General features: G+C 73.3%; 17 protein-coding genes. 11 read left to right on the top strand and 6 right to left on the bottom strand.

Going from position 1 to position 24609, the window contains the following annotated elements; all coding sequences use genetic code 11:
- The first annotated feature begins 126 nt into the window (after positions 1-126).
- A complete protein-coding gene (locus ACFZAT_RS11115; RefSeq protein WP_391263019.1) occupies positions 127-876 on the top strand; it encodes an FCD domain-containing protein in 750 nt (249 codons plus the stop codon).
- Positions 877-922: 46 nt separating this feature from the next.
- Here the strand turns inward: ACFZAT_RS11115 and ACFZAT_RS11110 are convergent, their stop codons facing one another.
- Positions 923-1708 carry a hypothetical protein gene (locus tag ACFZAT_RS11110; protein WP_391263017.1) on the bottom strand — a complete coding sequence of 262 codons (786 nt, stop codon included), beginning with the start codon at positions 1706-1708 and terminating at the stop codon, positions 923-925.
- Between the two features lie 175 nt (positions 1709-1883).
- Positions 1884-3608, bottom strand: coding sequence for a PucR family transcriptional regulator ligand-binding domain-containing protein (locus tag ACFZAT_RS11105; protein ID WP_391263015.1), 1725 nt, complete (start codon positions 3606-3608; stop codon positions 1884-1886).
- 257 nt (positions 3609-3865) lie between these two features.
- Here ACFZAT_RS11105 and ACFZAT_RS11100 point away from each other — a divergent pair, with 257 nt between their 5' ends.
- The 6 genes from ACFZAT_RS11100 (at position 3866) to ACFZAT_RS11075 (ending at position 14521) form a co-directional block, all read left to right on the top strand.
- Positions 3866-4756: an FAD binding domain-containing protein gene (locus ACFZAT_RS11100; RefSeq protein ID WP_391263013.1), complete on the top strand. Its 891-nt coding sequence runs from the start codon at positions 3866-3868 to the stop codon at positions 4754-4756.
- A 2-nt stretch (positions 4757-4758) separates the two neighbouring features.
- Complete coding sequence (locus ACFZAT_RS11095) at positions 4759-5355, top strand: (2Fe-2S)-binding protein (RefSeq protein ID WP_093704893.1); 597 nt, start codon at positions 4759-4761, stop codon at positions 5353-5355.
- A 3-nt stretch (positions 5356-5358) separates the two neighbouring features.
- Positions 5359-7743 carry a molybdopterin cofactor-binding domain-containing protein gene (locus ACFZAT_RS11090; RefSeq protein ID WP_391263011.1) on the top strand — a complete coding sequence of 795 codons (2385 nt, stop codon included), beginning with the start codon at positions 5359-5361 and terminating at the stop codon, positions 7741-7743.
- 271 nt (positions 7744-8014) lie between these two features.
- The gene (locus ACFZAT_RS11085; RefSeq protein WP_391263010.1) at positions 8015-9472 is read left to right on the top strand and encodes a solute carrier family 23 protein; all 1458 of its coding nucleotides are present in this window, start codon (positions 8015-8017) and stop codon (positions 9470-9472) included.
- A gap of 29 nt (positions 9473-9501) precedes the next feature.
- Positions 9502-10653 carry an XdhC family protein gene (locus tag ACFZAT_RS11080; protein WP_391263008.1) on the top strand — a complete coding sequence of 384 codons (1152 nt, stop codon included), beginning with the start codon at positions 9502-9504 and terminating at the stop codon, positions 10651-10653.
- A 109-nt stretch (positions 10654-10762) separates the two neighbouring features.
- Entirely contained in the window at positions 10763-14521 is a 3759-nt protein-coding gene (locus ACFZAT_RS11075) for a S8 family serine peptidase (RefSeq protein ID WP_391263006.1), read from the top strand.
- 65 nt (positions 14522-14586) lie between these two features.
- Here the strand turns inward: ACFZAT_RS11075 and ACFZAT_RS11070 are convergent, their stop codons facing one another.
- Positions 14587-15813: an MFS transporter gene (locus ACFZAT_RS11070; RefSeq protein WP_391263004.1), complete on the bottom strand. Its 1227-nt coding sequence runs from the start codon at positions 15811-15813 to the stop codon at positions 14587-14589.
- A 149-nt stretch (positions 15814-15962) separates the two neighbouring features.
- Positions 15963-17003, bottom strand: coding sequence for a hypothetical protein (locus ACFZAT_RS11065; protein WP_391263002.1), 1041 nt, complete (start codon positions 17001-17003; stop codon positions 15963-15965).
- A 98-nt stretch (positions 17004-17101) separates the two neighbouring features.
- Between ACFZAT_RS11065 and ACFZAT_RS11060 the strand changes: the two genes are divergently transcribed.
- Positions 17102-17668, top strand: coding sequence for a dihydrofolate reductase family protein (locus tag ACFZAT_RS11060; protein WP_391263000.1), 567 nt, complete (start codon positions 17102-17104; stop codon positions 17666-17668).
- Positions 17669-17702: 34 nt separating this feature from the next.
- On the opposite strand, the gene ACFZAT_RS11055 is transcribed toward ACFZAT_RS11060, so the two are convergent.
- The gene (locus tag ACFZAT_RS11055) at positions 17703-19247 is read right to left on the bottom strand and encodes a peptidoglycan-binding protein (protein WP_391262998.1); all 1545 of its coding nucleotides are present in this window, start codon (positions 19245-19247) and stop codon (positions 17703-17705) included.
- Positions 19248-19580: 333 nt separating this feature from the next.
- Here ACFZAT_RS11055 and ACFZAT_RS11050 point away from each other — a divergent pair, with 333 nt between their 5' ends.
- The 3 genes from ACFZAT_RS11050 to ACFZAT_RS11040 are packed head-to-tail and all read left to right on the top strand — an operon-like array spanning position 19581 to position 21985.
- A complete protein-coding gene (locus ACFZAT_RS11050; RefSeq protein WP_391262996.1) occupies positions 19581-19814 on the top strand; it encodes a phosphopantetheine-binding protein in 234 nt (77 codons plus the stop codon).
- Positions 19811-21055 carry a beta-ketoacyl-ACP synthase II gene (locus ACFZAT_RS11045; protein WP_391262994.1) on the top strand — a complete coding sequence of 415 codons (1245 nt, stop codon included), beginning with the start codon at positions 19811-19813 and terminating at the stop codon, positions 21053-21055. Before ACFZAT_RS11050 ends, ACFZAT_RS11045 begins: the two co-directional genes overlap by 4 nt.
- Positions 21056-21064: 9 nt before the next feature.
- The gene (locus ACFZAT_RS11040; RefSeq protein ID WP_391262991.1) at positions 21065-21985 is read left to right on the top strand and encodes an alpha/beta fold hydrolase; all 921 of its coding nucleotides are present in this window, start codon (positions 21065-21067) and stop codon (positions 21983-21985) included.
- 21 nt (positions 21986-22006) lie between these two features.
- Here the strand turns inward: ACFZAT_RS11040 and ACFZAT_RS11035 are convergent, their stop codons facing one another.
- Complete coding sequence (locus tag ACFZAT_RS11035) at positions 22007-24451, bottom strand: endonuclease/exonuclease/phosphatase family protein (RefSeq protein WP_391262989.1); 2445 nt, start codon at positions 24449-24451, stop codon at positions 22007-22009.
- Between the last annotated feature and the right edge of the window lie 158 nt (positions 24452-24609).

Genomic DNA, 24609 nt, shown 5'->3' with positions numbered 1-24609 from the left:
GATCGTCAGCAGGTAAGCCTTACCTTACCCTGCCGGATCGATGTGTGAACCGGGGGCCCTTGCGCCTATCGTGCACTCAGGGCGCCCGACGCGCGAGCGCGCCCGTGACCGGCCGAGGAGGTGCCCGTGGAGCAGGGCGGAGCGCGCGAGGAGGTGCGTCCCCCGTACGGCGGTGTCCCGGCCGTCCGGGTGCCCGAGCAGGCCCGCGGCGAGCACACCCATGGGGAGCACCCGCACGGGGCTCCCCGCGCCCAGGTGCGCCGGCACTCCGTGCGCGGCCAGATCCTGGAGGCCCTGCGCGCCGCCCTGGTCGACGGCGAACTGGTCCCCGGCCAGGTCTACTCGGCCCCCGCCCTCGGCGCCCGGTTCGGCGTCTCCGCCACCCCGGTGCGCGAGGCGATGCAGCGACTGGCCACCGAGGGGGCCGTGGAGGTCGTCCCGAACCGGGGCTTCCGGGTCGCCGAGCGCGGACCGCGCGAGCTGGCGGAACTGGCCGAGGTCCGCGCCCTGATCGAGGTCCCCGTCATGCTGCGGCTCGCCCGCACCGTGCCGCCCGCCCGCTGGTGCGCGCTGCGCCCGCTGGCCGACGCCACCGTGGCCGCGGCGGCCGTCGGCGACCGGGCGAGCTACGCCGACGCCGACCGGGCCTTCCACGGCGCGGTGCTCGCCCTCGCCGGGAACCACAGCCTGGTGGCCGTCGCCGATGATCTGCACCGCCGCTCCCAGTGGCCCCTGGTGGACAACCCGGTCACCCGGCGCGCCGACCTGCTGGCCGACGCCTCCGAGCACACCGCGCTGCTCGACGCGCTGATCGCCCAGGACGTGGCGGTCGTCCAGTCGCTCGTACGCGAACACTTCGCGGGCGCCGACGGCTGACCCCCGTAAGCCCTCGCGCGGACGGGACCGGGCCGGGCGCCCGCGCTCAGTTCGCCCCGACCGTCTCCGGCGGGGGCTGGTCCAGGTGCGGGCCCAGCCAGGTCGGGACGCCGCCCAGCAGCCGGAAGAGCCGGCCCGCCTCGGCGCGCAGCCGGGTCGCCGCCTCCGGTTCGGGCTCGGCGTCGGCCAGCGCGATGAGCGCCGGGGCCGTACCGACCAGGTAGCCCAGCTCCTCCCTTATCCGCAGCGACTCCGCGAAGCCGTGCCGGGCCTCCGCCAGCTCGCCCTCGCGCAGCGCGATCAGGGCGAGATGGCGCCAGGTCGAGGAGAGCAGCAGCGCGTCGCCCTGCGCGGTGGCGCCCGCGTGGGCCCTGCGGTACGCGGCCCGGGCGGCCTGCGGGGAGTCCGCGATGTTCTGCGCGATCAGGCCGCGCCGGAAGTCGAGCAGCGGACGGCCCTGAGCGACGGGGGAGAGCAGCGCGGCGGCCCGGCCCAGCGCGACGCGGGCCTCGTCGGCACGGTCCCGTACCCCGAGGAGGGTCGAGGCGTACGCGAGATAGCCGCGCTCGCAGGCGGCCGCGCCGCGCTCCTCGTCGTCGTGGGCCATGGCCTCGGCGGTGCGCAGGGCGTCCTCGGCGTCCGTCCAGCCCTGCCCGGTGTACAGGCACCGCTCGGTCAGCAGGGCCGTCCGCTGGAGGGCCGCGGCCGGGTCGGTGGCGGCGTCGTGTTCCAGCAGGGCCGCGGCGTCCGTCCAGCAGGCGCGCGAGCGCAGCCGCCATACCGCGGTCTGGAGCGGAGGATCGTCATCTGCTGTCGTTCCGGAACCAGACATGGCGGTATGCGCCACATTGCCCTCCCCGAGCGCGCCGTCGAGCTGTTGAGTATGGGCCGCATCACAGCACGGAATGGCACGCCGGGCCAAGAGGTCGAGGCAATGTCAGGTGAAACTTTTCACAATCGGCGACGCGGGGCCGGACACCCCCGGGGCCCTTGCCCGGCCCGGGATTTCAGCTCATCCGCAGGGCCAGGAAGAAATCGAGCTTGTCCTCCAGGCGCGCCAGATCACGCCCCGTCAACTGCTCGATTCGCCCGACCCGGTAGCGCAGCGTGTTGACGTGCAGGTGCAGCCGGGCCGCGCAGCGGGTCCACGAACCGTCGCAGTCCAGGAAGGCTTCCAGGGTCGGGATGAGCTCCGCGCGGTGGCGCCGGTCGTACTCGCGCAGCGGGTCCAGCAGCCGCGCCGTGAACGCCCGCCGCACGTCGTCCGGCACGAACGGCAGCAGCAGCACGTGCGAGGCCAGCTCGTGGTGACCGGCCGCGCAGACCCGGCCGGGCCGGGCCGCCGCCACCCGGCGCGCGTGCCGGGCCTCCTCCAGCGCCCCGCGCAGCCCCTCCGCCGAGTGCACGGAGGCGCTGACACCGAGTGTCAGGCGGCCGTCGTCGCCGAGCCCCGCGGAGAGCGGGGCGCGCACGGCGGCGAGCAGCGCGTCGGCGTGCAGGGCGGGGTCGTCGCCCTCGGTGGCGTCGTCGCCGTCGGAAGGCCCCTCGCCCGCCGCGCCGTCCGCCCGCTCCGGGGCGGCGGGCAGCGGCACCAGCGCGATGGCCTCGTCCCCCGTGTGGGCGACGGCGATCCGGTCCGCCGAATCGGGTCCGGTCACCGCCGGGTCGACCAGGATCTCCTCCAGCAGGGCCTGGGCGACCGGGCCGCCCCTGACCTGGGACGCGCCGTCCTCGTCCCACTCGACCCGGGCCACCACGACCTGCCAGTGCGGGGCGGTGCCGAGGCCGGGGAGCAGGACCGGGGTCGCCACGCGCAGCCTGGCCGCGATCTCGGCGGGTGCGGCGCCCGCCTGGACCAGCTCCAGGACCTCCTGGGCGAGCCGGCGGCGCACCGTGCGGGCCGCGTCGCGGCGGTCGCGCTCGACCGCGATCAGCTGGGTGACGCCCTGGAGCAGGTCGAGCCGCGCGGCCGGCCAGTCGCCCGCGTCGGCCTCCACGGCGAGCAGCCAGTCGGAGAGCACCGACTCCCGGACGTCGCGGGCGGGCGGCACCGCGCCGCCCCGGCCGTTGTTCCGGATCGGGAAGAGCGAATACGTCGTACCGCCGAGGGCGGCCCGGTGCGGGGCGCGGCGGCCGGAGCGGACGGCGGCCAGATGCAGCCCGGCCAGCTCGGCCCCGGCGGCGGCGGGCAGCGGGGCGCCGGCGCCCGCGATCTGCCGCCCGGTGGGGGAGAGCACCCAGGCGTGGAGATCCAGGTCGGACCCCAGGAGATCGAGAACCACCTCGGGTCCGCCGCCGGTCGGGCCCGAGGTCATCAGCCTGCGGTGCCGGTCCACGACGGCCGCCAGGTCGCCCGCCCGCTCGCCGGACACCTGGCGCACCACGTACTCGGTGATCGTTGCGAACGCGACCGTCTCATGGACCGCGAACAGCGGCAGCCGGTGGTGGCGGCACGCCTCCACGAGATCGTCCGGGATGTCGCCCAGCTCCGCCTCGCCCGCCGCGAGACCGGCCACCCCGGCGCCCGCCAGGATGCGCACGAACGGCTCCGAGTCCGCGGCGTCCCGGCGCCAGGCCAGACCGGTCAGGACCAGCTCGCCGCCGGTGAGGTAGCGGCTCGGGTCGCGCAGGTCGGTCGTCATCACGCCGCGGACCGACCGGTCCAGCTCCTCGTCGCCGCCGAGCAGCCGCAGGCCCAGCGCGTCGTTCTCCAGCAGTGCGCGCAGCCGCATCGGGTCGCCGCCGATCTCTCTCGTTGGTACGGGTGAAGTCTGGGTGTTGCGGTGAGGCTATTGAGTCCCACCATTCGTTCGAATCTACAAGACATGAGCGGAGACCAGCCAACTCCTTCATGGGTTCGGTGACTGCACCAGGTGGAGCAGGGCTTGTGTACTGGGCCACACACCGCGTGAACAAGACATGAACAAGTTCGAGGGCCGGCCGTCACCCAGCCCAGCGTGAAACCCCGATTGAGAAGAAGAGAGCCACCATGGACTTCCTTCGCCCCGCAAGCTGGGAGGAGGCGCTCGCCGCCAAGGCCGAGCACCCGACGGCTGTGCCCATCGCCGGGGGCACCGATGTGATGGTCGAGATCAACTTCGACCACCGGCGCCCCGAATACCTCCTGGACCTCAACCGCATCGGTGACCTCACCGAGTGGGAGGTGGGCCAGGAGAGCGTACGGCTCGGCGCCTCGGTCCCGTACAGCCAGATCATGGAGCACCTGCGGGCCGAGCTGCCCGGTCTCGCGCTCGCCTCGCACACCGTCGCATCCCCGCAGATCCGCAACCGGGGCGGTGTCGGCGGCAACCTCGGCACCGCGTCCCCGGCCGGTGACGCCCACCCCGCCCTCCTCGCGGCCGGCGCCGAGGTGGAGGCCGAGTCCGTACGCGGCACCCGGATGATCCCCATCGACGCCTTCTACACCGGCGTCAAGCGCAACGCCCTCGAACCGGACGAGCTCATCCGGGCCGTGCACATCAAGAAGGCCGACGGGCCGCAGCAGTACTCCAAGGTCGGCACCCGCAACGCGATGGTCATCGCCGTCTGCGCCTTCGGCCTCGCCCTGCACCCCGAGACCCGCACGGTCCGCACCGGCATCGGATCGGCCGCCCCGACACCCGTACGGGCGAAGGAGGCCGAGGAATTCCTGAACGCCGCGCTGGAGGAGGGCGGGTTCTGGGACAGCCGCACGATCATCACGCCTTCCGTCGCCCAGCAGTTCGCCACGCTCGCCGCCGGCGCCTGCAACCCGATCGACGACGTGCGCGGCACCGCGAGCTACCGCCGGCACGCCGTCGGCATCATGGCCCGCCGCACCCTCGGCTGGGCCTGGGAGTCATACCGCGGCAACGGCCGCAGCACTGAAGGAGCCGCCTGATCATGCGCGTCAATTTCACGGTCAACGGCCGCCGTCACGAGGCCGACGACGTCTGGGAGGGCGAATCCCTCCTCTACGTCCTGCGCGAGCGCATGGGCCTGCCCGGCTCCAAGAACGCCTGCGAGCAGGGCGAGTGCGGCTCCTGCACGGTCCGCCTCGACGGCGTCCCGGTCTGCTCCTGCCTGGTCGCCGCCGGCCAGGTCGAGGGCCGCGACGTCGTCACCGTAGAAGGTCTGGCCGACTTCGCCGCCCACCGCGCCGAGGCCCACCCCGGCACCGGCTGCGCCTCCGGCGCCTGCGGCACCTCGCTGGACCGGGCCAAGCGCTGGAAGGCCGAGCCGGCCGCGGGCGACGAGACCCGCGACACCGGGGAGCTCTCCCCGATCCAGCAGGCGTTCATCGACGCCGGGGCCGTCCAGTGCGGCTTCTGCACCCCCGGCCTCCTGGTCGCGGCCGACGAGCTCCTGGAGCGCACCCCGCAGCCGTCCGACGCGGACATCCGCGAGGCGCTCTCCGGCAACCTCTGCCGCTGCACCGGCTACGAGAAGATCCTCGACGCGGTCCGCCTGGCGGCCGCCCGCGCGGAAGAGACGGTCTGAGCCATGGGCGTTACCGGTTCCCCCACCAACATCAACCAGGGCAGCCGCACCAAGGGCGGCATCGGCGAGTCCACCCTGCGCCCCGACGGCATCCTGAAGGTCACCGGCGAGTTCGCGTACTCCTCGGACATGTGGCACGAGGACATGCTCTGGGGCCACACCCTGCGCTCCACCGTCGCGCACGCGGAGATCGTCTCCATCGACGTCTCCGAGGCGCTGGCCACCTCCGGCGTCTACGCGGTCCTCACCTACGACGACCTGCCCGCCGCGATGAAGAACTACGGCCTGGAGATCCAGGACACCCCCGTCCTCGCCCACGGCCGGGTCCGCCACCACGGCGAGCCCGTCGCGCTCGTCGCCGCCGACCACCCGGAGACGGCCCGCCGCGCCGCCGCGAAGATCCGGATCGACTACCGCGAGCTGCCCGTCGTCACCGACGAGGCCTCCGCGACCGCGCCCGGCGCCCCCCTCATCCACGAGGGCCGCGACGACCACCACATCGGCCATGTGCCGCACCCCAACATCGTCCACCGCCAGCCGATCGTCCGCGGCGACGCGGACGCGGCCGAGGCCCGGGCCGATGTGATCGTCAAGGGCGACTACTACTTCGGCATGCAGGACCAGGCGTTCCTGGGCCCCGAGTCCGGCCTCGCCGTACCCGCCGAGGACGGCGGTGTCGACCTGTACGTGGCGACTCAGTGGCTTCACTCAGACCTGCGCCAGATCGCGCCCGTCCTCGGCCTGCCCGAGGACAAGGTCCGGATGACGCTCTCCGGCGTCGGCGGCGCCTTCGGCGGGCGCGAGGACCTGTCGATGCAGATCCACGCCTGCCTGCTCGCGCTGCGCACCGGCAAGCCCGTGAAGATCGTCTACAACCGTTTCGAGTCCTTCTTCGGGCACGTCCACCGCCACCCGGCCCGCCTCCACTACGAGCACGGCGCCACCCGCGACGGCAAGCTCACGCACATGAAGTGCCGCATCGTCCTGGACGGCGGCGCCTACGCCTCCGCGTCCCCGGCGGTCGTCGGCAACGCCTCCTCGCTGGCCGTCGGCCCGTACGTCATCGAGGACGTCGACATCGAGGCCATCGCCCTCTACACCAACAACCCCCCGTGCGGCGCCATGCGCGGCTTCGGCGCCGTCCAGGCGTGCTTCGCCTACGAGGCGCAGATGGACAAGCTGGCCGCCGAACTGGACATGGACCCGGTCGAGTTCCGGCAGCTCAACGCCATGGAACAGGGCACCCTGCTGCCCACCGGCCAGCAGGTCGACTCGCCCGCCCCGGTCGCCGAACTGCTGCGCCGCGTCAAGGCCATGCCGCTCCCGCCCGAGCGCCAGTGGGAGAGCGCCGGCGAGCACCCCGACGTCCGTGCCCTGCCCGGCGGCCTGTCCAACACCACCCACGGCGAGGGCGTCGTACGCGGCATCGGCTACGCGGTCGGCCTGAAGAACGTCGGCTTCTCCGAGGGCTTCGACGACTACTCCACCGCCCGGGTCCGCATGGAGGTCATCGGCGGCGAACCCGTCGCGACCGTCCACACCGCCATGGCCGAGGTCGGGCAGGGCGGCGTCACGGTGCACGCCCAGATCGCCCGTACCGAACTCGGCGTCTCCCAGGTCACCATCCACCCCGCCGACACCCAGGTCGGCTCCGCCGGATCGACCTCCGCGTCCCGTCAGACGTACGTCACCGGCGGCGCGGTCAAGAACTCCTGCGAGGCCGTCCGCGAACAGCTCCTGGAGCTCGGCCGCCGCAAGCTCGGCACCTACCACCCCGCCTGGGCCACCGCCGAACTCCTCCTGGAGGGCGGCAAGGTCGTCACCGACGGCGGCGAGGTACTGGCCGACATCGCGGACGTCCTGGAGGACGAGGCGATCGACATCGAGCTGGAGTGGCGCCACCGGCCCACCGAGGCGTTCGACCTGCGCACCGGACAGGGCAACGGCCACGTCCAGTACTCCTTCGCCGCGCACCGCGCGGTGGTCGAGGTCGACACCGAGCTCGGCCTGGTCAAGGTCATCGAACTGGCCTGCGCCCAGGACGTCGGCAAGGCGCTCAACCCGCTGTCGGTCGTCGGCCAGATCCAGGGCGGCACCATCCAGGGGATGGGCATCGCCGTCATGGAGGAGATCATCGTCGACCCGGTGACCGCGAAGGTGCGCAACCCCTCCTTCACGGACTACCTCCTCCCCACCATCCTCGACACGCCGACCATCCCGGTCGACGTGCTCGAACTCGCCGACGACCACGCCCCGTACGGGCTGCGCGGCATCGGCGAGGCCCCGACCCTGTCGTCCACCCCGGCCGTCCTCGCGGCGATCCGGAACGCGACGGGTCTGGAGCTCAACCGGACGCCGGTCCGGCCCGAACACCTCACCGGCGTCTGACCGGGGCTCCGCCCCCACCGCTCTCCGGGCGGTGCGCGCCACCGGCGAACGTCACACTTCCCGGCCCGCACCGCCCGGAGGCCCAGGGTCCCGCCCCGCTCGCGGCCCCCAGTCCCCCCGCACCGGAACAGCACCACCCGTTCCGTTCCCTCCTGCATGAACAGTTCGTCTCGGGCCGTCCCCCGGGTCGTGCCGCCAGCGCAGTCATCCCAAATCCCGCATTTCGATTCTTCATCGCGGGTGCCCCTGTGAACCTTGGGAGTCAGGCATCATGACCCAGCAGTCAGTGCAGCCGAAGACCGGTGCGGAGGACGCGGGCCCCGGCTCGCGCGTCCCCGCCGGCAGATCGTGGCTCGACCGGTACTTCCACATATCCGACCGCGGTTCGACCGTGGCCCGGGAAGTGCGCGGCGGTGTCACGACCTTCATGGCCATGGCGTACATCCTTCTGCTCAACCCGCTGATCCTCGGCGGCAAGGACGTCGACGGCAACCTGCTCAGCCAGCCCGCCCTGATCACCGCCACCGCGCTCGCGGCGGCGGCGACCACCCTGCTCATGGGCTTCGTCGGCAAGGTCCCGCTCGCGCTCGCCGCGGGCCTCAGCGTCTCCGGGGTCCTGTCCTCGCAGGTCGCCCCCGAAATGACCTGGCCGCAGGCCATGGGCATGTGCGTGATGTACGGCGTGGTGATCTGCCTCCTGGTGGTCACCGGTCTGCGCGAGCTGATCATGAACGCGATCCCGCTCCCGCTGAAGCACGGCATCACCATGGGCATCGGCCTGTTCATCGCCCTGATCGGGCTCTACAAGGCCGGTTTCGTCGGCAAGGGCACCGCGACGCCGGTGACCCTCGGCCCCGCCGGTGAACTAGCCGGCTGGCCCGTCCTCGTCTTCGCCGTCACCCTGCTGCTGATCTTCATGCTCCAGGCCCGCAACATCCCCGGCGCGATCCTGATCGGCATCGTCGTCGGCACCGTGGTCGCCGTCGTCATCAACAAGGTCGCGGACGTCGACCCCAAGATCTGGAGCAGCGGCCCCCCCGAGCTCAAGGGCTCCGCGGTCTCCTCGCCCGACTTCTCGCTCTTCGGAGACGTCGACTTCGGCGGCTGGGGCGACGTCGGCGCGATGACCGTCGGCTTCATCGTCTTCACCCTCGTGCTCGCCGGCTTCTTCGACGCGATGGCCACCATCATCGGCGTCGGTACGGAGGCCGGGCTCGCCGACGACAAGGGCCGCATGCCGGGCCTGTCCAAGGCGCTCTTCATCGACGGCGCCGGCGGAGCCATCGGCGGTGTCGCCGGGGGTTCGGGGCAGACGGTCTTCGTGGAGTCCGCGACCGGTGTCGGCGAAGGGGCCAGGACCGGCCTCGCCTCCGTCGTCACCGGCCTGTTCTTCGCCGCCTGTCTCTTCTTCACCCCGCTCACCGCGATCGTGCCCGCCGAGGTGGCCTCCGCCGCTCTCGTCGTCATCGGAGCGATGATGATGCAGAACGCCCGGCACGTGGACTGGAGCGACCGCTCCGTGGCCATCCCGGTGTTCCTGACGGTGGTCATGATGCCGTTCACGTACACCATCACCACCGGTGTGGCGGCGGGCGTCATCTCGTACGTCGCCATCAAGGCCGCCCAGGGCCGGGCCCGCGAGGTCGGCGCGTTCATGTGGGGCCTGACGGTGATCTTCGTCGTCTACTTCGCCCTGCACCCGATCGAGAGCTGGCTCGGCGTCAGCTGACCCGCCCCTCACCCGCCAAGGAGACCGAGATGCTGGACATCGCCGAAGAGCTCGACCGCTGGGCCGGGCAGGGACGCGATTTCGCCGTGGCCACCGTCGTCGCCGTCGGCGGCAGCGCCCCCCGCCAGCCGGGGGCCGCGCTGGCCGTCGACCGCGACGGCACGGCGATCGGCTCGGTCTCCGGCGGGTGCGTGGAGGGCGCCGTGTACGAGCTGTGCCAGGAGGCGCTGGAGGACGGGCTGACCCGCCTCGAACGCTTCGGCTACAGCGACGAGGACGCCTTCGCGGTCGGCCTGACCTGCGGCGGCGTCATCGACATCCTGGTGACCCCGGTCCGGGCGGACGACCCCGCCCGCCCGGTGTACGCCGCCGCGCTCACCGCCGCCGTACGGGGGGAGGCGGCGGCGGTCGCCCGGATCACCGAAGGCCCCGCCGAACTCCTCGGCCGGCCCCTCCTGGTCCACCCCGACGGCCGTCACGAGGGCGGGCTCGGCGGACACCCCGAGCTGGACCGCACCGCGGTGGCCGAGGCCCGCGCCCTGCTGGACCAGGGCCGCACCGGGACCCTCACCATCGGCGCCGACGGCTCGCGCTGCGGGCAGCCCCTCACGCTGCTCGTGGAGTCCAGCGTGCCGCCGCCGCGGATGATCGTGTTCGGGGCCATCGACTTCGCCGCCGCCCTGGTCCGGGCCGGCAAGTTCCTCGGCTACCACGTCACGGTGTGCGACGCGCGGCCCGTCTTCGCGACGAAGGCCCGCTTCCCGGACGCCGACGAGCTGGTCGTGGACTGGCCGCACCGCTATCTGGCCGGAACCTCGGTGGACGCCCGCACGGTCCTGTGCGTCCTCACGCACGACGCCAAGTTCGACGTGCCCCTGCTGGAGGCGGCGCTCAAGCTGCCCGTCGCGTACGTCGGCGCGATGGGCTCCCGCCGCACCCACCTCCAGCGGAACGAACGGCTGCGCGAGGCCGGGGTGACCGAACTGGAGCTGGCCCGCCTGCACTCGCCGATCGGGCTCGACCTCGGAGCCCGTACGCCCGAGGAGACCGCCCTGTCGATCGCCGCCGAGATCGTCGCCGTGCGGCGAGGCGGCAGCGGCGCTCCGCTGACCGGCGCGCACACCCCGATCCACCATCCCGGCGGGCTGCCCCCGGCCGGCCGCATCGGCTCGGTGGCCTGAAGTAGCCCTCAGGGGCGGGGCGTCCACCACCGGCGGTTAGCCGCCACGGCACATTCGCGCCAGGCGCGGACCGTCCCACGGCGGCCGGTTTACCGGTAGATCATCACCCATGACTTTCTCCCCCTCCACCGCGACCGGCCGGGCGAGACCCGCACGCGCCGGGCGACGCACCCTCGTGATAGCCACCGCCGCGGCCCTGATGAGCGGCGCGCTGCTCCCCGTCACGGCCACCGCGTACGCCGCCCCCGCTTCCCCCACCGCGGCAACCACCCCCGCCGCGAAGACCGTGCACCGCTACGACCTCACCCTCGTCACCGGTGACGTGGTCCACTACACCGACGGCGCGGGCAAGCAGGACACCGTCACCGTCGACCGCCCCGAGGGCGCGACCGGCGGCGTCCACGTCCAGCAGGCCGGGGACGACATCTACGTCCTGCCCGACGAGGCGCAGGGCCTCCTCGCGGCCGGCAAGCTGGACCGCCGCCTCTTCAACGTCTCGGCGCTCGTGAAGATGGGCTACGACGACAAGCGGACCGGCGGCATCCCGCTGATCGCCACCTACCCTGCCGCCAAGGCCCGTTCGCTGCCCGTCGCCCCGCGCGGCAGCAAGACCGTCCGGCAGCTGGAGTCCATCCACGGCGCCGCCCTCAAGGCCGGCAAGGACACCGCCCGCGCCTTCTGGAACGACATCGCGCGCACCGCCACCGCCCGCTCGCTGGACAGCGGCATCGCCAAGCTCTGGCTCGACGGCCGCGCCGAGGCCGCCCTCAAGGACTCCGTGCCGCAGATCAACGCCCCGCAGGCGTGGGCCGAGGGCTACGACGGCAAGGGCATCAAGGTCGCCGTCCTGGACACCGGCATCGACGAGGACCACCCGGACGTCAAGGACCGCATCCTGGAGACGAAGAGCTTCGTCCCGGGCGAGGAGGTCGACGACAAGAACGGCCACGGCACGCACGTCGCCTCCACCATCGCCGGCTCGGGCGCCGCCTCCGACGGCGTCAACAAGGGCGTCGCCCCCGAGGCCGGGCTGCTCGTCGGCAAGGTCCTCAGCAACGAGGGCTCCGGCGCCGACTCCGGGATCATCGAGGCGATGGAGTGGGCCAAGGCGGAGGGCGCCGACGTCGTCTCCATGAGCCTCGGCTCACCGGTCGCCGACGACGGCACCGATCCCATGTCCCAGGCCGTCAACACCCTCTCCGCGGACGGCGGCCCGCTCTTCGTGATCGCCGCCGGCAACGCGTACGGCGCGGGCACCATCGGCTCGCCCGGCTCCGCCGACAAGGCGCTCACCGTCGCCGCCGTCGACAAGCAGGACGGCCGCGCCGACTTCTCGTCCATGGGCCCGCTGGTGCGCAGCTACGGCCTGAAGCCGGACCTGTCCGCGCCCGGCGTCGACATCAACGCCGCCGCCTCGCAGTCCGTCCCCGGCATCGAGGGCATGTACCAGTCGATGTCCGGCACGTCGATGGCGACCCCGCACGTCGCCGGCGCCGCCGCCATCGTCAAGCAGCGCCACCCCGACTGGTCCGGCCAGCGCATCAAGGACGCGCTGATGACCTCGTCCAAGGTGCTGCCCGACTACACCCCGTACGAGCAGGGCACCGGCCGCCTCGACGTGAAGGCCGCCATCGACACCACCATCGAGGCCACGGGCTCCGTCGCGGTCGCCGCGTACGACTGGCCGCACAGCGCCTCCGACCCGGTGGCCGAGCGCACCCTCACCTACCGCAACACCGGCACCGCCGACGTCACCCTCGACCTGGCGACGGACAGCGACTCGGACGCGTACACGCTGTCCGTGAAGCGGCTGACCGTCCCGGCCGGCTCCACCGCGGAGGCCGTCCTGACGCTCGACCCGTCGAAGGTCGACGCGGGCACCACGTTCTCCGGCCAGGTCGTCGCCAAGGACGGCTCCGGCGCCGTCGTCGCGCACACCGGCTTCGCGCTCAACAAGGAGCAGGAGCTCTACGACCTCACGCTCCGGCTCCGCGACCGCTCCGGCAAGCCCATGGACGGCACCGTCGTCCTCGGCGCCCTCGGTGACACGAACCTGTCGCCGATCGCGGTGTCCGGCCAGACGACGCTCCGCCTGCCCCCGGGCAACTACACCGCCTGGGCCGCCGCCGACGTCAAGGGCGACACCGCCGACTCCAAGGCCGTCGCCTTCCTCGCGGTCCCCGAGATCATCCTGAACAAGCCGGTCACGGCCACCCTCGACGCCTCCAAGGCCCGCAGGATCAGCGTGAGCACGCCGAAGGAGACCGAGACCCGCCAGCTGCGCTACGACATGGCGCGCACCGCCCCCGACGGCACCGTCCAGCGCGACGCGTACCAGATCCCGCTGACGTACGACCAGCTGTGGGCGGCCCCGACCAAGAAGGTCACCCAGGGCGACTTCTCCTTCCTGACCCGCTGGCGCCAGGGCGAGAAGCTCATCGACCTGACGTCCGACGGCCGGGACGTCCCGGTCACCCCGCAGGGCGGATCGGCGGTCGCCGAGGACAGCAGGGGCAAGCTCCGCAGCGTCTTCGCGGGCAACGGCTCCGCCGCCGACTACAAGCGCGTGGATGCCAAGGGCATGGCCGTGGTGATCCGCGCCAGTGACAAGGTGTCCCCGGCCGACCGCGCCGCCGCAGCGATCGCCGCCGGCGCCAAGGCGCTGTTCGTCGTCAACCGCGGCGACGGCCGGCTGATGGAGTCCTACGCCGACTACGGCACCCAGCTCCCGATCCCGGTGGCCACGGTGCAGCGGATCGCCGGCGAGAGCCTGGTCAAGGCCGCGCAGTTCGGCGAGAAGCTGACCATCGAGCAGCACAAGTACGCGAGCTACGTCTACGACCTGGTCGACCGCCACGACGGCACCGTCCCGAACCGGTCGCTCGCCTTCGCCCCGGCCACCCGTGACCTGGCGAAGATCGAGAACACCTTCTACGGCCACCACGAGGTCGTCGGCGGCGGCTACCGCTACGACATCCCCGAGTACGGCCCCGGGCTCGGCTTCGACGAGTACGAGAAGTTCCCCGGCACCCGCACCGAGTGGGTCACCCCGCTGCCGGGTGCCTCGTTCTGGTACGAGAACCACTCCCAGTTCAACGCCGAGGGCAGCGACACCGCGCTGGAGGAGCGCGGCGGCGAGATGGACTACCGGGCCGGCTCCACCAGCAGGGCCCAGTGGTTCGCGCCCATCACCCGGCCGCGCCTCGGCACCGCCTTCTGGGGCCCGAACCGCTCGCAGTACGGCGACATCCAGTACAACATCACCCCGTGGACGGACGGCGGGGCCGGGCACTCGGGCTCCATGCCGGACAAGGAGTACGACACCGGCAAGGTCGCCGTCTACCAGGGCGACAAGCTGCTCGACGAGTCCCCGGGCCGCGCCGGCTACATCGGCGACCTGCCCGACGAGAAGCTGCCCTACCGCCTGGTCCTCGACGCCTCGCGCGACGCGGACACCTGGAAGACGTCGGTCCGCACCCACTCGGAGTGGTCGTTCGTCTCGGGCGCCCTCGACCCCGAGGGCCCGTACCAGGTCGACATCCCGATGCTCCAGCTCGACTACGACGTCGCCACGGACCTCGCGGGTGACGTCAAGGCCGGCACGTGGACCGAGATCGGTCTCTCGTCCACCACGCAGGAGTGGCTGGACGGCGCCGTGAAGGCCACGAAGGCTTCCCTGTCGGTGAGTTACGACGACGGGAAGACCTGGAGCGCGGTGTCGCTCAAGAAGGACCGGACGGGTTCCTGGACCGCCCGGTTCAAGACCCCGAAGAAGGGCGCCACCGCGGTCTCGCTCAAGGCGCACGCCCAGGCCGCCGGCGGCCTCGCGGTGGACCAGGAGATCATCCGGGCGTTCGGCCTGAAGTGACCCGCTGAACCCCCGCACGAGACGGCCGCCCACCCCTTCCCGGGGCGGGCGGCCGTACCCGTGCGTCAGACCGCCTCCACTTCCGTCCCGGCCCGGGTCCGCCGGGCACCGGCGCCCCGGACGGCCGCCGCGCACAGCAGCGCCGGGGCCGCCGCCACCGCGCAGCACAGGGTCAGCGGCAGCCGGTCCACCAGCAGTCCCACCGTCGCGGTGCCGACGGAGGAGCCCGCGTTGAACGCGGTGTTGACCCAGGCGCCCGCCCGGGTGCGCCGGGCCGCGTCCGCCGACTCGTCCGCGATCAGGTAGGCGGTCGTGAGCGCCGGTGCGAGGAACAGCCCGGCCGCCCCGACCACGGCGATCAGCACGTACACGTTGCCCGCGAGACCGGCCGCCGCCACCGCGCCGGACAGCCCGGCGGCCAGCAGCGGCAGCCGCACCCCGAGCGGGGCCCGCCACCGCAGCGCCCCGTAGGCCAGGCCCCCGACCGCGCTCGTCGCCGACAGGGCGGCCAGCACCCAGGACACCGCCGACGCCCGGTGCATCGCCTCGGTGAGGGCCACCGCCAGCAGGTCGAGGGCCCCGAGGCAGAGCCCCACGGCCGCCGTCAGCAGCACGGCCCGCCGCAGTGCGGGCACGGCGCTCAGCCGCAGCCCGGGCGCGGCCGGTCCGTCGGCCCGCGTGCCGTGGTCCGGCTTCCCGCGCGGCACGGCGGGCGAGGTCGCCAGCGCCCCCGCCCCCACCGCGATCAGCACCGCACCGGCCAGCACGGCGGCGGCGGGGCCGGTGACCGTCACCGCGACGCCCACCAGCAACGGGGCGGTGACGTACATCAGTTCCTCGGACACCCCGTCCAGGCTGTACGCCCGGCGCAGCAGCTCCCGGTCGGGGACGAGGTCGCTCCACACCGTCCGCATGACCGGGCCGAGCGGCGGCGTGCAGACCCCGGCCGCCGTGGCGAGGATCCCGAGCACCACGGGGGACGCGCCCGGCCGCCAGGTGACCAGCGCGAGGACGGCGAGCAGCACCGCGTACAGACCGGCCATCGGCGGCAGCGCGCGGCGCGCCCCGTACCGGTCGATCAGCCCGGCACGGGCGGGGGACAGGAACACACTGGCGGCCCCGAACAGGGCCATGACGGTGCCGGCGGCGGAGTAGGAGCCGGTGGCGTCCTTGACGGCCAGCAGCAGGGCGAGCGGGGCGATTCCGTACGAGAGGCGCCCGATCAGCGCGGCGGCGAAGGCGCGCGCGGCGTGCGGGACGCGCAGGACAGCGCGATACGAAGGAGTGGACACGGCGGTCTTCCTCGGGAGGGCGGCGCGGGCCTGCCGCGCCACGGGTATGCGGGGACACCGGAGCGCCGCACCCGGTACGCCGGGCGCGGTCTCGACGGGGTCCTACGCACGAGGAAGAGACACGCGGGGCAAGGTAGCAGAGACCCGCCCTACTCCACGACCCCCGGACGGGACGTCAGGATCTCTTCCGTGACCGTCCACAGCCGGGGCACGAAGCTCAGCACTTCGTCGCGCCGGGCGAGCAGGTCCCGGGTGTCCGTGATGCCGGTGAGGTCCGCGACCGCCTCCCGGAAGGCCGGCAGCCGGGCGGTGTGCAGTGCGGGCGCGTCCACGGCCAGGACGGTGTGGCAGCGGGCGAAGGTCGCCAGGATCCAGAACACCGCCTCCCGGTGGTCGCCCCGGTCGATCAGCTCCCGGCTGCCGTCGACGGCGACCGGCCGCGCCCGCTCCGTGAGGTCGCTGCCGAAGAAGAACGGCGTGCGCACGACGGGGACCGTGGCGTCGAACGTCCGCGTCAGCTCGGCGAGATGGTGCCGCACCAGTGGCGCGGACACCTCCGCACAGCCCAGGAGCGCCAGCAGCTCGGGGTACAGCGCCTCCTGCCCGTACGCGGTGAGCACGTCCCGCACGGCGGGGTAGCGCAGCCGGACGGTCGGGTTGCGCAGGGCGGCCACCAGCGGGACGTGGGTGGTGACCCCGGTGGGGAAGAGCCAGGCCAGCACCCGGGCGGCGAAGGGCTCCGTGGGGTCCAGGGCGGCGAGCCGGTTCTCCACGCGGTGCCGGGCGTCCAGGCACCGCCGCCGCACATGGTCCCGCCGGGCGAAGCGCGGTGCGACGTACGCGTGCAGGGCGCGCAGCCGCCCCGTGGGGTCGTCGATGACGGTGTCCCGGCGGAAGCCGCCCGCCAGGTGGTACGCGCCCAGCACCGCCTCCGGGTCGGCCAGCAGGGACCACGGCTCGTAGGTGATCTCCAGGAGCGCGCCCCGGTGCGGCAGCTTGCCGGGCTTCGCCGGGGCCTCGGCCCCCTCGGTCACCACGACCACGTCCACGTCCGAGGAGACCGGCAGCTCCGCGCCGTCGGGCCGCCCGACCGTGGACCCGGTGAAGTAGGCCCCCAGATAGTCCGGCGCGGGGCGGGCGTACGCGGTCACCCAGTGCGCGGCGGCGGCGCGCGCCTCTCCGAGTCTCATGCCCGACTCCTATGCGCCGCTCCGGCCCGGCGTCAAGGGCGGACGGTAACGTCGTAGCGTTTCGCCGCCCCGTCCCCGAACGCCCGGTGAGGTGCCCGATGCGCAAGATCATCTACTGGATGTCGATGTCACTCGACGGCTTCATCGAGGGGCCGGACCGGAACATCGACTGGCATACGGTGGACGAGGAGCTCCACAGCTACTTCAACGAGCAACTGGCCGGTATGGGCGGCATGCTGGACGGGCGCGTCACCCATGAGCTGATGGCCGGCTTCTGGCCCACCGCCGACCAGGACCCCGCCAACGAGGGTCCGATGGCCGACTTCGCCGTCATCTGGCGGAACATGCCGAAGTACGTCTACTCGCGGACGCTGGAACACGCCGACTGGAACACCACCATCGTCCGCGAGGTGGTCCCCGAGGAGGTCAGGGCCCTCAAGGAGCAGCCCGGCGGCGACCTCGCCCTCGGCGGCGCCGGTCTCGCCGCGTCCTTCGCGGCGCACGACCTGATCGACCAGTACCGCGTCTACGTCCACCCGGTCCTCATCGGCCGGGGCAAGCCGATGTTCCCGGCCGAGGAGACCCTGCGGCCCCTCCGCCTCACCGGCAGCCGCACCTTCGGCACCGGGGTCGTGGAGCTCTGTTACGACCGCGCCGACCGGTGACGCCCCGGGCCCGGCCCGGGACGCCACCGGTCCGTCAGCGGCCCGCCTGGAGCGCCGTCCAGGTGGCGGCGCCCACGATCCCGTCCGCCGTCAGCCCCCGCCCCGTCTGGTAGGAGCGCACGGCGGTCGCGGTCGCCGGGCCGAAGCTGCCGTCCGCCTCCACCGTCGAGCCCAGCGCCGCCGTCAGGCCCCGCTGGAGCCGCTTCACGTCCTCGCCCGTCGCGTCCTCGGCGAGCACCGGAGTGGTCCCGGCGGACAGCAGCGCCGTCCAGGTCCTGGCCCCCACGATCCCGTCCGCGTCGAGGCCGTGCGCCGACTGGAACGAGGTCACCGCCGCCGCCGTGGCCGGCCCGAAGCTGCCGTCCGCCTCGCCCGCCGCGTAACCCTGGTCGTTCAGCAGCCGCTGGAGGGCGGTGACCTGAGGGCCCGTCGCGCCGGAGCGCTGGGTCGTGTACGTGGCGAAGCTCAGCCCGTCCCTGGTCCCGCCGCCCGTCCCGGTGCCGGTGACCAGTTCCATGTAGCGGTCCCAGTCCCAGTACGGGCCGGGGTCCGTGTGGTCGTTGCCCGGGGCCTCGCTGTGCCCGATGATGTGCGCCCGGTCCTTCGGGATGCCGTACGTGTCGCACAGCGAGGCGGTCAGCGCGGCCGACGACCGGTACATCGCGTCCGTGAACCAGGTGGGGTCGTCGATGAAGCCCTCGTGCTCGATGCCCAGCGCCGAGGCGTTGGCGCTGCGCGCGTGGTACGCGGTGTCGGCGTCCCGCACCATCTGGGTGATCTGCCCGTCCGACGAACGCACCACGTAGTGCGCGCTCACCTCGGACACGGGATCCTGGAACCAGCTGATCGAGCCCGCGTACGAGCCCTGCGTGACGTGGATGACGACCTTGTCGATCTTCGCGGTCCGGCCACTGGTGTAGTTGTTCGGGTCGGCCGGGACCCAGAGCGCGGCCGGGTAGTCGGCGCTCCGGGCACCGGAGTCCGCCGCCCCGGCCCCGTCGCGCTCCGGGGAGACCGGCCGCCCGGTCACGGTGATCCGCTCGCCGTCCGGGGTGAGGGCGTCGAGCCCGTCGGCCAGGAAGGTGTAGACCGTGTCCGCGTAGAGCGCGGCGGCCGTGCCCCGCGTACCGCTGTAGCGGACGACGGCCGGGTACCAGGCGTCGATGTCGTCGCGGTCCGCGGCGTCCAGGCCCAGCCCGTCCGCGTAACCGCGCAGCAGCGCCGCGCCGCCCAGGATGTTGGCGGCGGTGTCGGTGCGCAGGGTGGCGACCGGTTCCCCGGTGAGGGCCGCGGCCCGTTCCAGGGTGTGGTGCGTGGGGTTGCTGATCAGGTGCATCACGCCGAAGCCGCCCGCCTGGCTGGGGTGTCCGGCGTGGCCGTCGAGCCGGGTCTCTCCGTACCCGACGGCGGCGAGCAGGTCGCGCGGTACGTCGAACGCCTCGGCGGCCCGGGTGAACGCCCGGTCCATCGGGTGCCCGGGGTCCGCCGCCGCGAGGGCCGGGGTGCCGGTCGCGGCGAGGACGGTAGCGGTGAGGGCCGCGAGAAGGGAGGCGCGGGTCCGGGCGGCGCGTCTGGGCATACCTGCTCCTGCTGTGTGGGGGAGGGCCGGCCGACGGGGCCGGGCGGCCGCGAAGCCTGCTCACGATAGAGAGCCACCACAGGTATGACAATCAGCCCGCAGGCGTGTCGAACCGCGTGCACTCCGGCGGAGTTGACGGCCCGTAAGCATTCCCGCGCCGCTCGGGATTCGTACACCTGGACGGCAGCCCACCGCACGGGGGAACGCGGGCCGGGCCCGCCGCCGACAAGGCGTATAACAGAGAACTCCGGACCGGCCGGCGTCCCCGATGGCACTCACATCTCACGCGGCAAGGCGTCACCGCGTACGACAGCGGAGAAGTGCCCGATGAGCATGAGCACGGCAGACGAGATCAGCACCTTGCTGACGGCGAACTTCGGAACCGACCCCGTGGCGATCCGCCCCGAGGTGCCGCTCAGGCAGCTCCGGCTGGACTCGCTGGCGCTGGAGGAGCTGCGGCTCCTCATCGAGGACCGGCTCGACGTCGACCTCGACGACGTCCAGCTCACCTCGCGCGACACCGTCGGCCAGCTGATCGACGCCGTGCGCCGCAAGGCCGCCGCGTGACGGCCCCCCACCGCCTGCCGCCGTTCGCCGCGGCCGTCACCGGGATCGGCCTCGTCACCTCGGCGGGCGTCGGCACCGACGCCACCTGGCACGCGGTCAACGACCCCGGAACCGCGCCCTGCGTGCCGCACCGGCCCGAACTGGCAGGGCTGCCCTGCGACTTCATGTACAGCGTCACCGGCCTCGACACCCGGGCCGTGCTCGGCGTCGCCGCGCACCGGCTGATGGACCGCTTCTCGCACCTCGCCGTCATCGCCGCCCGCGAGGCCGTCGCCGACGCGGGCCTGGACCCCGCCGTCTGGGACAGCGGCCGGGTCGCCGTCGTCATCGGCTCCGCCCACGGCGGCCTGCCCTTCTACGACGAACAGCACACCGCGCTCACCGAGCGCGGCGCCCGCCGCGTCTCGCCCAAGCTCGCTCCGCTCACCGTCGTCAACGGCGCCGCCAGCAGCGTCGCCACCGACCTCGGCGCCCACGGACCCAGTCAGGCCGTCTCCACCGCCTGCTCCTCCGGCACCGTCGCCATCGGCACCGCCCACCAGATGCTGCGCACCGGCGCCTGCGACGTCGTCGTCGCCGGGGGCGCCGAGTCCGTCTGCTCCCGGCTCCTGATCGCCAGCGCCTGCCGCCTCAAGGCCGTCTCCACCCGCATCGACGACCCGCAGGCCGCCTGCCGCCCCTTCGACACCCACCGCGACGGCTTCGTCGTCGGCGAGGGCGCCGGGCTCCTCGTCCTGGAACGCCCCGAACACGCCCGCGCCCGGGGCGCCGCCGTCCGCGCCCACGTCACCGGCTACGGCTCGTCCAGCGACGCCTACTCGGCCGTCGCCCCCGACCCCGACGGGCTCGGCATCGAACGCGCGCTGCGCACCGCCCTCGCGGACGCCGGGATCGACCCGGCCGCCGTCGGCCACGTCAACGCGCACGGCACCTCCACCGTCTCCAACGACCTGATCGAGACGGCCATGCTCCGCCGGGTCCTGGGGGAACAGCCCCTCGTCACCTCCACCAAGGCGATGACCGGCCACACCCTCGGCGCCGCCGGAGGCATCGAGACCGCGCTGACCGTCCTCGCCCTCCAGCACCAGCTCGTCCCGCCCACCGCCAACCTCGACGCCCCCGACCCGGACATCCCGGTCGAGGTGGTGAGCAAGGAGGCAAGGCCCGCCGCGTTCGACGCGGCCGTCAAGACCTCGCTCGGCTTCGGGGGCCACAACGCCGCCCTCGTCCTCACCAGGTGACCGAAGCTCATGACCGAAGAAATCATCCGCACCCGCACCGTTGACGGCCTGCGCTACCGCTACCGCCTCCTGCCGCAGCCCGCGCCCCGCACCGAACCGGTCGTCGTCCTCGGCGGCGCCCTCCAGGGCATCCACGGCTGGCCGCAGATGGACGAGCACCTCGGCCCGCACGCCTCCGTGATCACCCTCGACCTGCCCGGCATGGGCGGCGCCGACCCGCTGCCGCCCGGCACCGGTGACGGCCTCCTGTGCGCCGCCGTCACCGGCGTCATGGACGACCTGGGCGCCGACCGGTTCAACCTCTTCGGCTTCTCCTACGGCACGTCCATCGCCTTCGGCTGCGCCCGGCGCGCCCCCGGCCGGATCGCCCGCCTGGTCCTCGGCGGCGTACCGTCGCACCTCAGCGACGCCCAGCGCGACGGCTGGAGCCGGGCCGTCGAACGGCTGGAGGCCGGCGACGCGGAAGGGCTCGCCGCCCTGACCGCCGAGGCGCTGATGTGCCTGGACCCGGAACGGCCGGTCCACCGGCGGGAGCTGGCCCTGCGCTATGTGCGCCGGTCCTTCGTGCACGCCCTCACGCACTCCCCGCACGCGGAGCGCTCGCTGCGCCGTTCGCTGGAGCACCGCCCGGACTTCTCCGGCGGGCTGACCGGCATCCCGGCGCTCGTCTTCGCGGGCGAGCACGACACCGTGACCTCGCCCGCCCGCCAGCGGGCCTTCGCGGCGACGATCGAGGGCAGCCGCTTCCTCACCATCGGCGAGTCGGACCACTGGGTCGTCCTGGAACGCCCCGACGACGTGGCGGACCTGGTGGCCCGCTTCCTGACCGACCGGCCGCTGGAACCGGCCCCCGCGCTGCGGCCGGTCGCCCCGCTGCCACGCCCGCGCGCGGAGGCGGCGGACGCGGTGCTGCCGCGGGCGGGCGGCTGAACCGCCCGCCCGCGGACCGGGTCATTGGTGCCCGTGGTGCCCGCCGTGACCGTGGCCGTGCTCCGGCGCGTTCACGTCGACGCGGACGATCTGCGGGTCGTGGTCGCTCGCCTGGTCGGCGAACTCCGCGTTGATGTGCACCACGTCGTAGTCGAAGCGGCGCACGCCCGGGCTGGTCAGGATGTGGTCGAGGGTCTGCGAGTTGCCCTCGTACACATAGCTGTACTGCTCGTTCTTCGGCAGCGTGGTGATCAGCGGCTTGAGGACCTTGCCGTCGGTCAGCGCGCCCACAGTGGGCGAGAAGGCGAAGTCGTTGAGGTCGCCGAGGACCACGACCCGCGCCGACTTGTCGGCCGCGAGCAGCGACTTGACGAAGGTGTTGACCTCCTTCGCCTGCTCCACCCGCTTGGTCTCCGAGCTGCGCACCGGCTCCTGGTAGCGCCCGTGCAGCGGCTGGTCGCCGCCCTTCGACGCGAAGTGGTTGCCGACGACGAAGACGGACTTCCCGTGGAACCGGAACTCGCCGACCAGAGGCTTGCGGCTGTCGTCCCAGGCCGCGCTCGCGGGTGCGATCCGGCCCGGCGAGACCGACAGCGTGACGCCCTTCCTCGTCTTCACGGCCGCGACGGGGGTCGTCGCGTCGCCGCCCGGACGGTCCACGAAGCCGACCCGCTTCGGGTTGAAGAGGAACACGTTGCGGATGTTGCCGCCGGGCTCGCCGCCGTCCTTCCCGTCCTGCGGTGCCACATAACGCCAGGAGTAGCGCGGGCCGCCCGCCGCGACGATCGCGTCCGTGAACCGCTTCAGCGTCGCCTCGGAACCCACCGTGCCGTCGTTGACCGCGCCGTTGTCGTCCTGGATCTCCTCCAGCGACACGATGTCCGGCGAGGACAGGTTGACCGCGACGCCCTCGGCCAGCGTGTCGAACTTCGCCTGGTCGTCGAGCGCGTCGAGGTTCTCCACGTTGTACGTGGCGACCGCGAGCTCCTTGCCCCGCTGCTTGCGCGTGACCTCGCGCTTCAGGTGGTGGTCGGTGACCGTGCCGAGCGCGGTGGCCTGGAGGTTGTAGCCGCCGTACGAGTCGTAGTCCAGGACGCCCGAGGTGGTACCGGCGAGCACGTCGCCCACGTTCGCGGTGGGCACCGGTGCGGCCGGGTCCAGCGAAAGGACCTTGATCCGGCCGGTGTTCTGGTCGGTGTACGAGGCGTAGAGCGTGCCGCCGCGCCGGGTCGGGTTCTGCTTCGGCTCCACCGTCACCCAGACCTCGTGGTACTTGGTCGACGCGCCGGTCACCCGGGTGTCGGCGATCTGGACCCGGGTGCCCTCCAGGGACTCGTACAGGTCCAGCGCGTACGTCGACGGCTCCAGCGGCAGCGCGTCGATCGAGCCGCCCCCGGCCGAGGGCACGTACTGCGACGGCACCGCCTTCGCGTCCAGCACCACCGGCGCCGGCAGCGCGTTGCCGGAGGAGACGACCGTGACCTTCGGGGCGGTGATCTCGGTGACCGACTGGGTGGTGGACGACGGGTAGTACTCGTCCACGGTCCCGCTCACTAGCACCGAATCGCCCACCTGGACGGCCGGGGCGGCGGAGCCGGTGTATACGAAGACGCCCTCGCCGGTGCGCGGGTCGGCGTCCGGGGCGGTGTCCTGGATCCAGAAACCGCGCGAACCCGAGGTGCGCACCGCCGTGACGACGCCGGGCACCCCGGTGACCGCCTTGCCGTCCAGCGGGGAGACCCGGGTGGTGCCCTGGATGTCGTGGACGCGCACGGTGCCGGGCTCGGTGGGGTTGCCCGGGTCGCCCGGGTCCTCGCCGCCGCCGGAGGTCGCGCCGGCCGCGTTGACCGGGGACGGGGCCGCCGCGGTGAGGTCGGCGGCGTTGTCGTCGGTGTCCGCGAGCGAGGCCGCCCGCGCCACGGAGGCCGTGGCCGAGGCGCCCTTGGCCGGTCCGCTGCCTTCCCGGACGACCGCGGTGCCGTAGCCGACCAGGTCCACGATCCGGGTGTCCGCGGCGCAGTCGGCCGCCGTCTTGCAGGTCAGCGGGGCCGTCCCGGAGACCAGGGCCACGGTGCCGGCCGTGGCGGACATCGCGACGGTGCCCGTGGCGTCCGGCGCGGGCAGGGCCACCGTGCCGCCGGTGCCCGCCGCCTCCGCGACGAGATAGCGGCCGCCCGGCGCGACGGATCCGGTCAGCGCGGACACCTGCCACAGCGAGCCCGCCGACGGGGCGCCCGGCAGGTACTGGACGCTGAGCCCGTCCAGGCCGTACGCGGCCGAGCCGGCGTTGGCCAGCTCGATGAAGTCACGGGTCAGCGTCGCACCGGAGTTCCCGCCGCCCCCGTACACCTCGGAGATCACGGCGGTCGAGGACGGGGCCGCGAAGGCGGCGGGCAGCGCGGTCGCCGAGAGCGTCACGGCTACCGCGCCGGCCAGCAGGGCGGAACGGGTGGTGGATATGCGCACGGAGAATGCCCCTCAGAGTGTGGTGAGGGAGCACAAGCTATGCGCGTAGAACAGGCGATGACAAGGCATCAGGGGTGAATTCCGGAAAACGTTCGGTTGCCTGGGGCCCGTTGGGGGCCGGCGGCGCGCATGTCCCGGCCGTCGCGCCGCCGTTCGCA

Source organism: Streptomyces sp. NPDC008163 (genome assembly GCF_042956885.1).
Taxonomy (GTDB): domain Bacteria; phylum Actinomycetota; class Actinomycetes; order Streptomycetales; family Streptomycetaceae; genus Streptomyces; species Streptomyces drozdowiczii_A.
The sequence above is the reverse complement of the archived record's forward strand: the minus strand, read 5'-3'. Positions and strand labels throughout refer to the sequence as shown.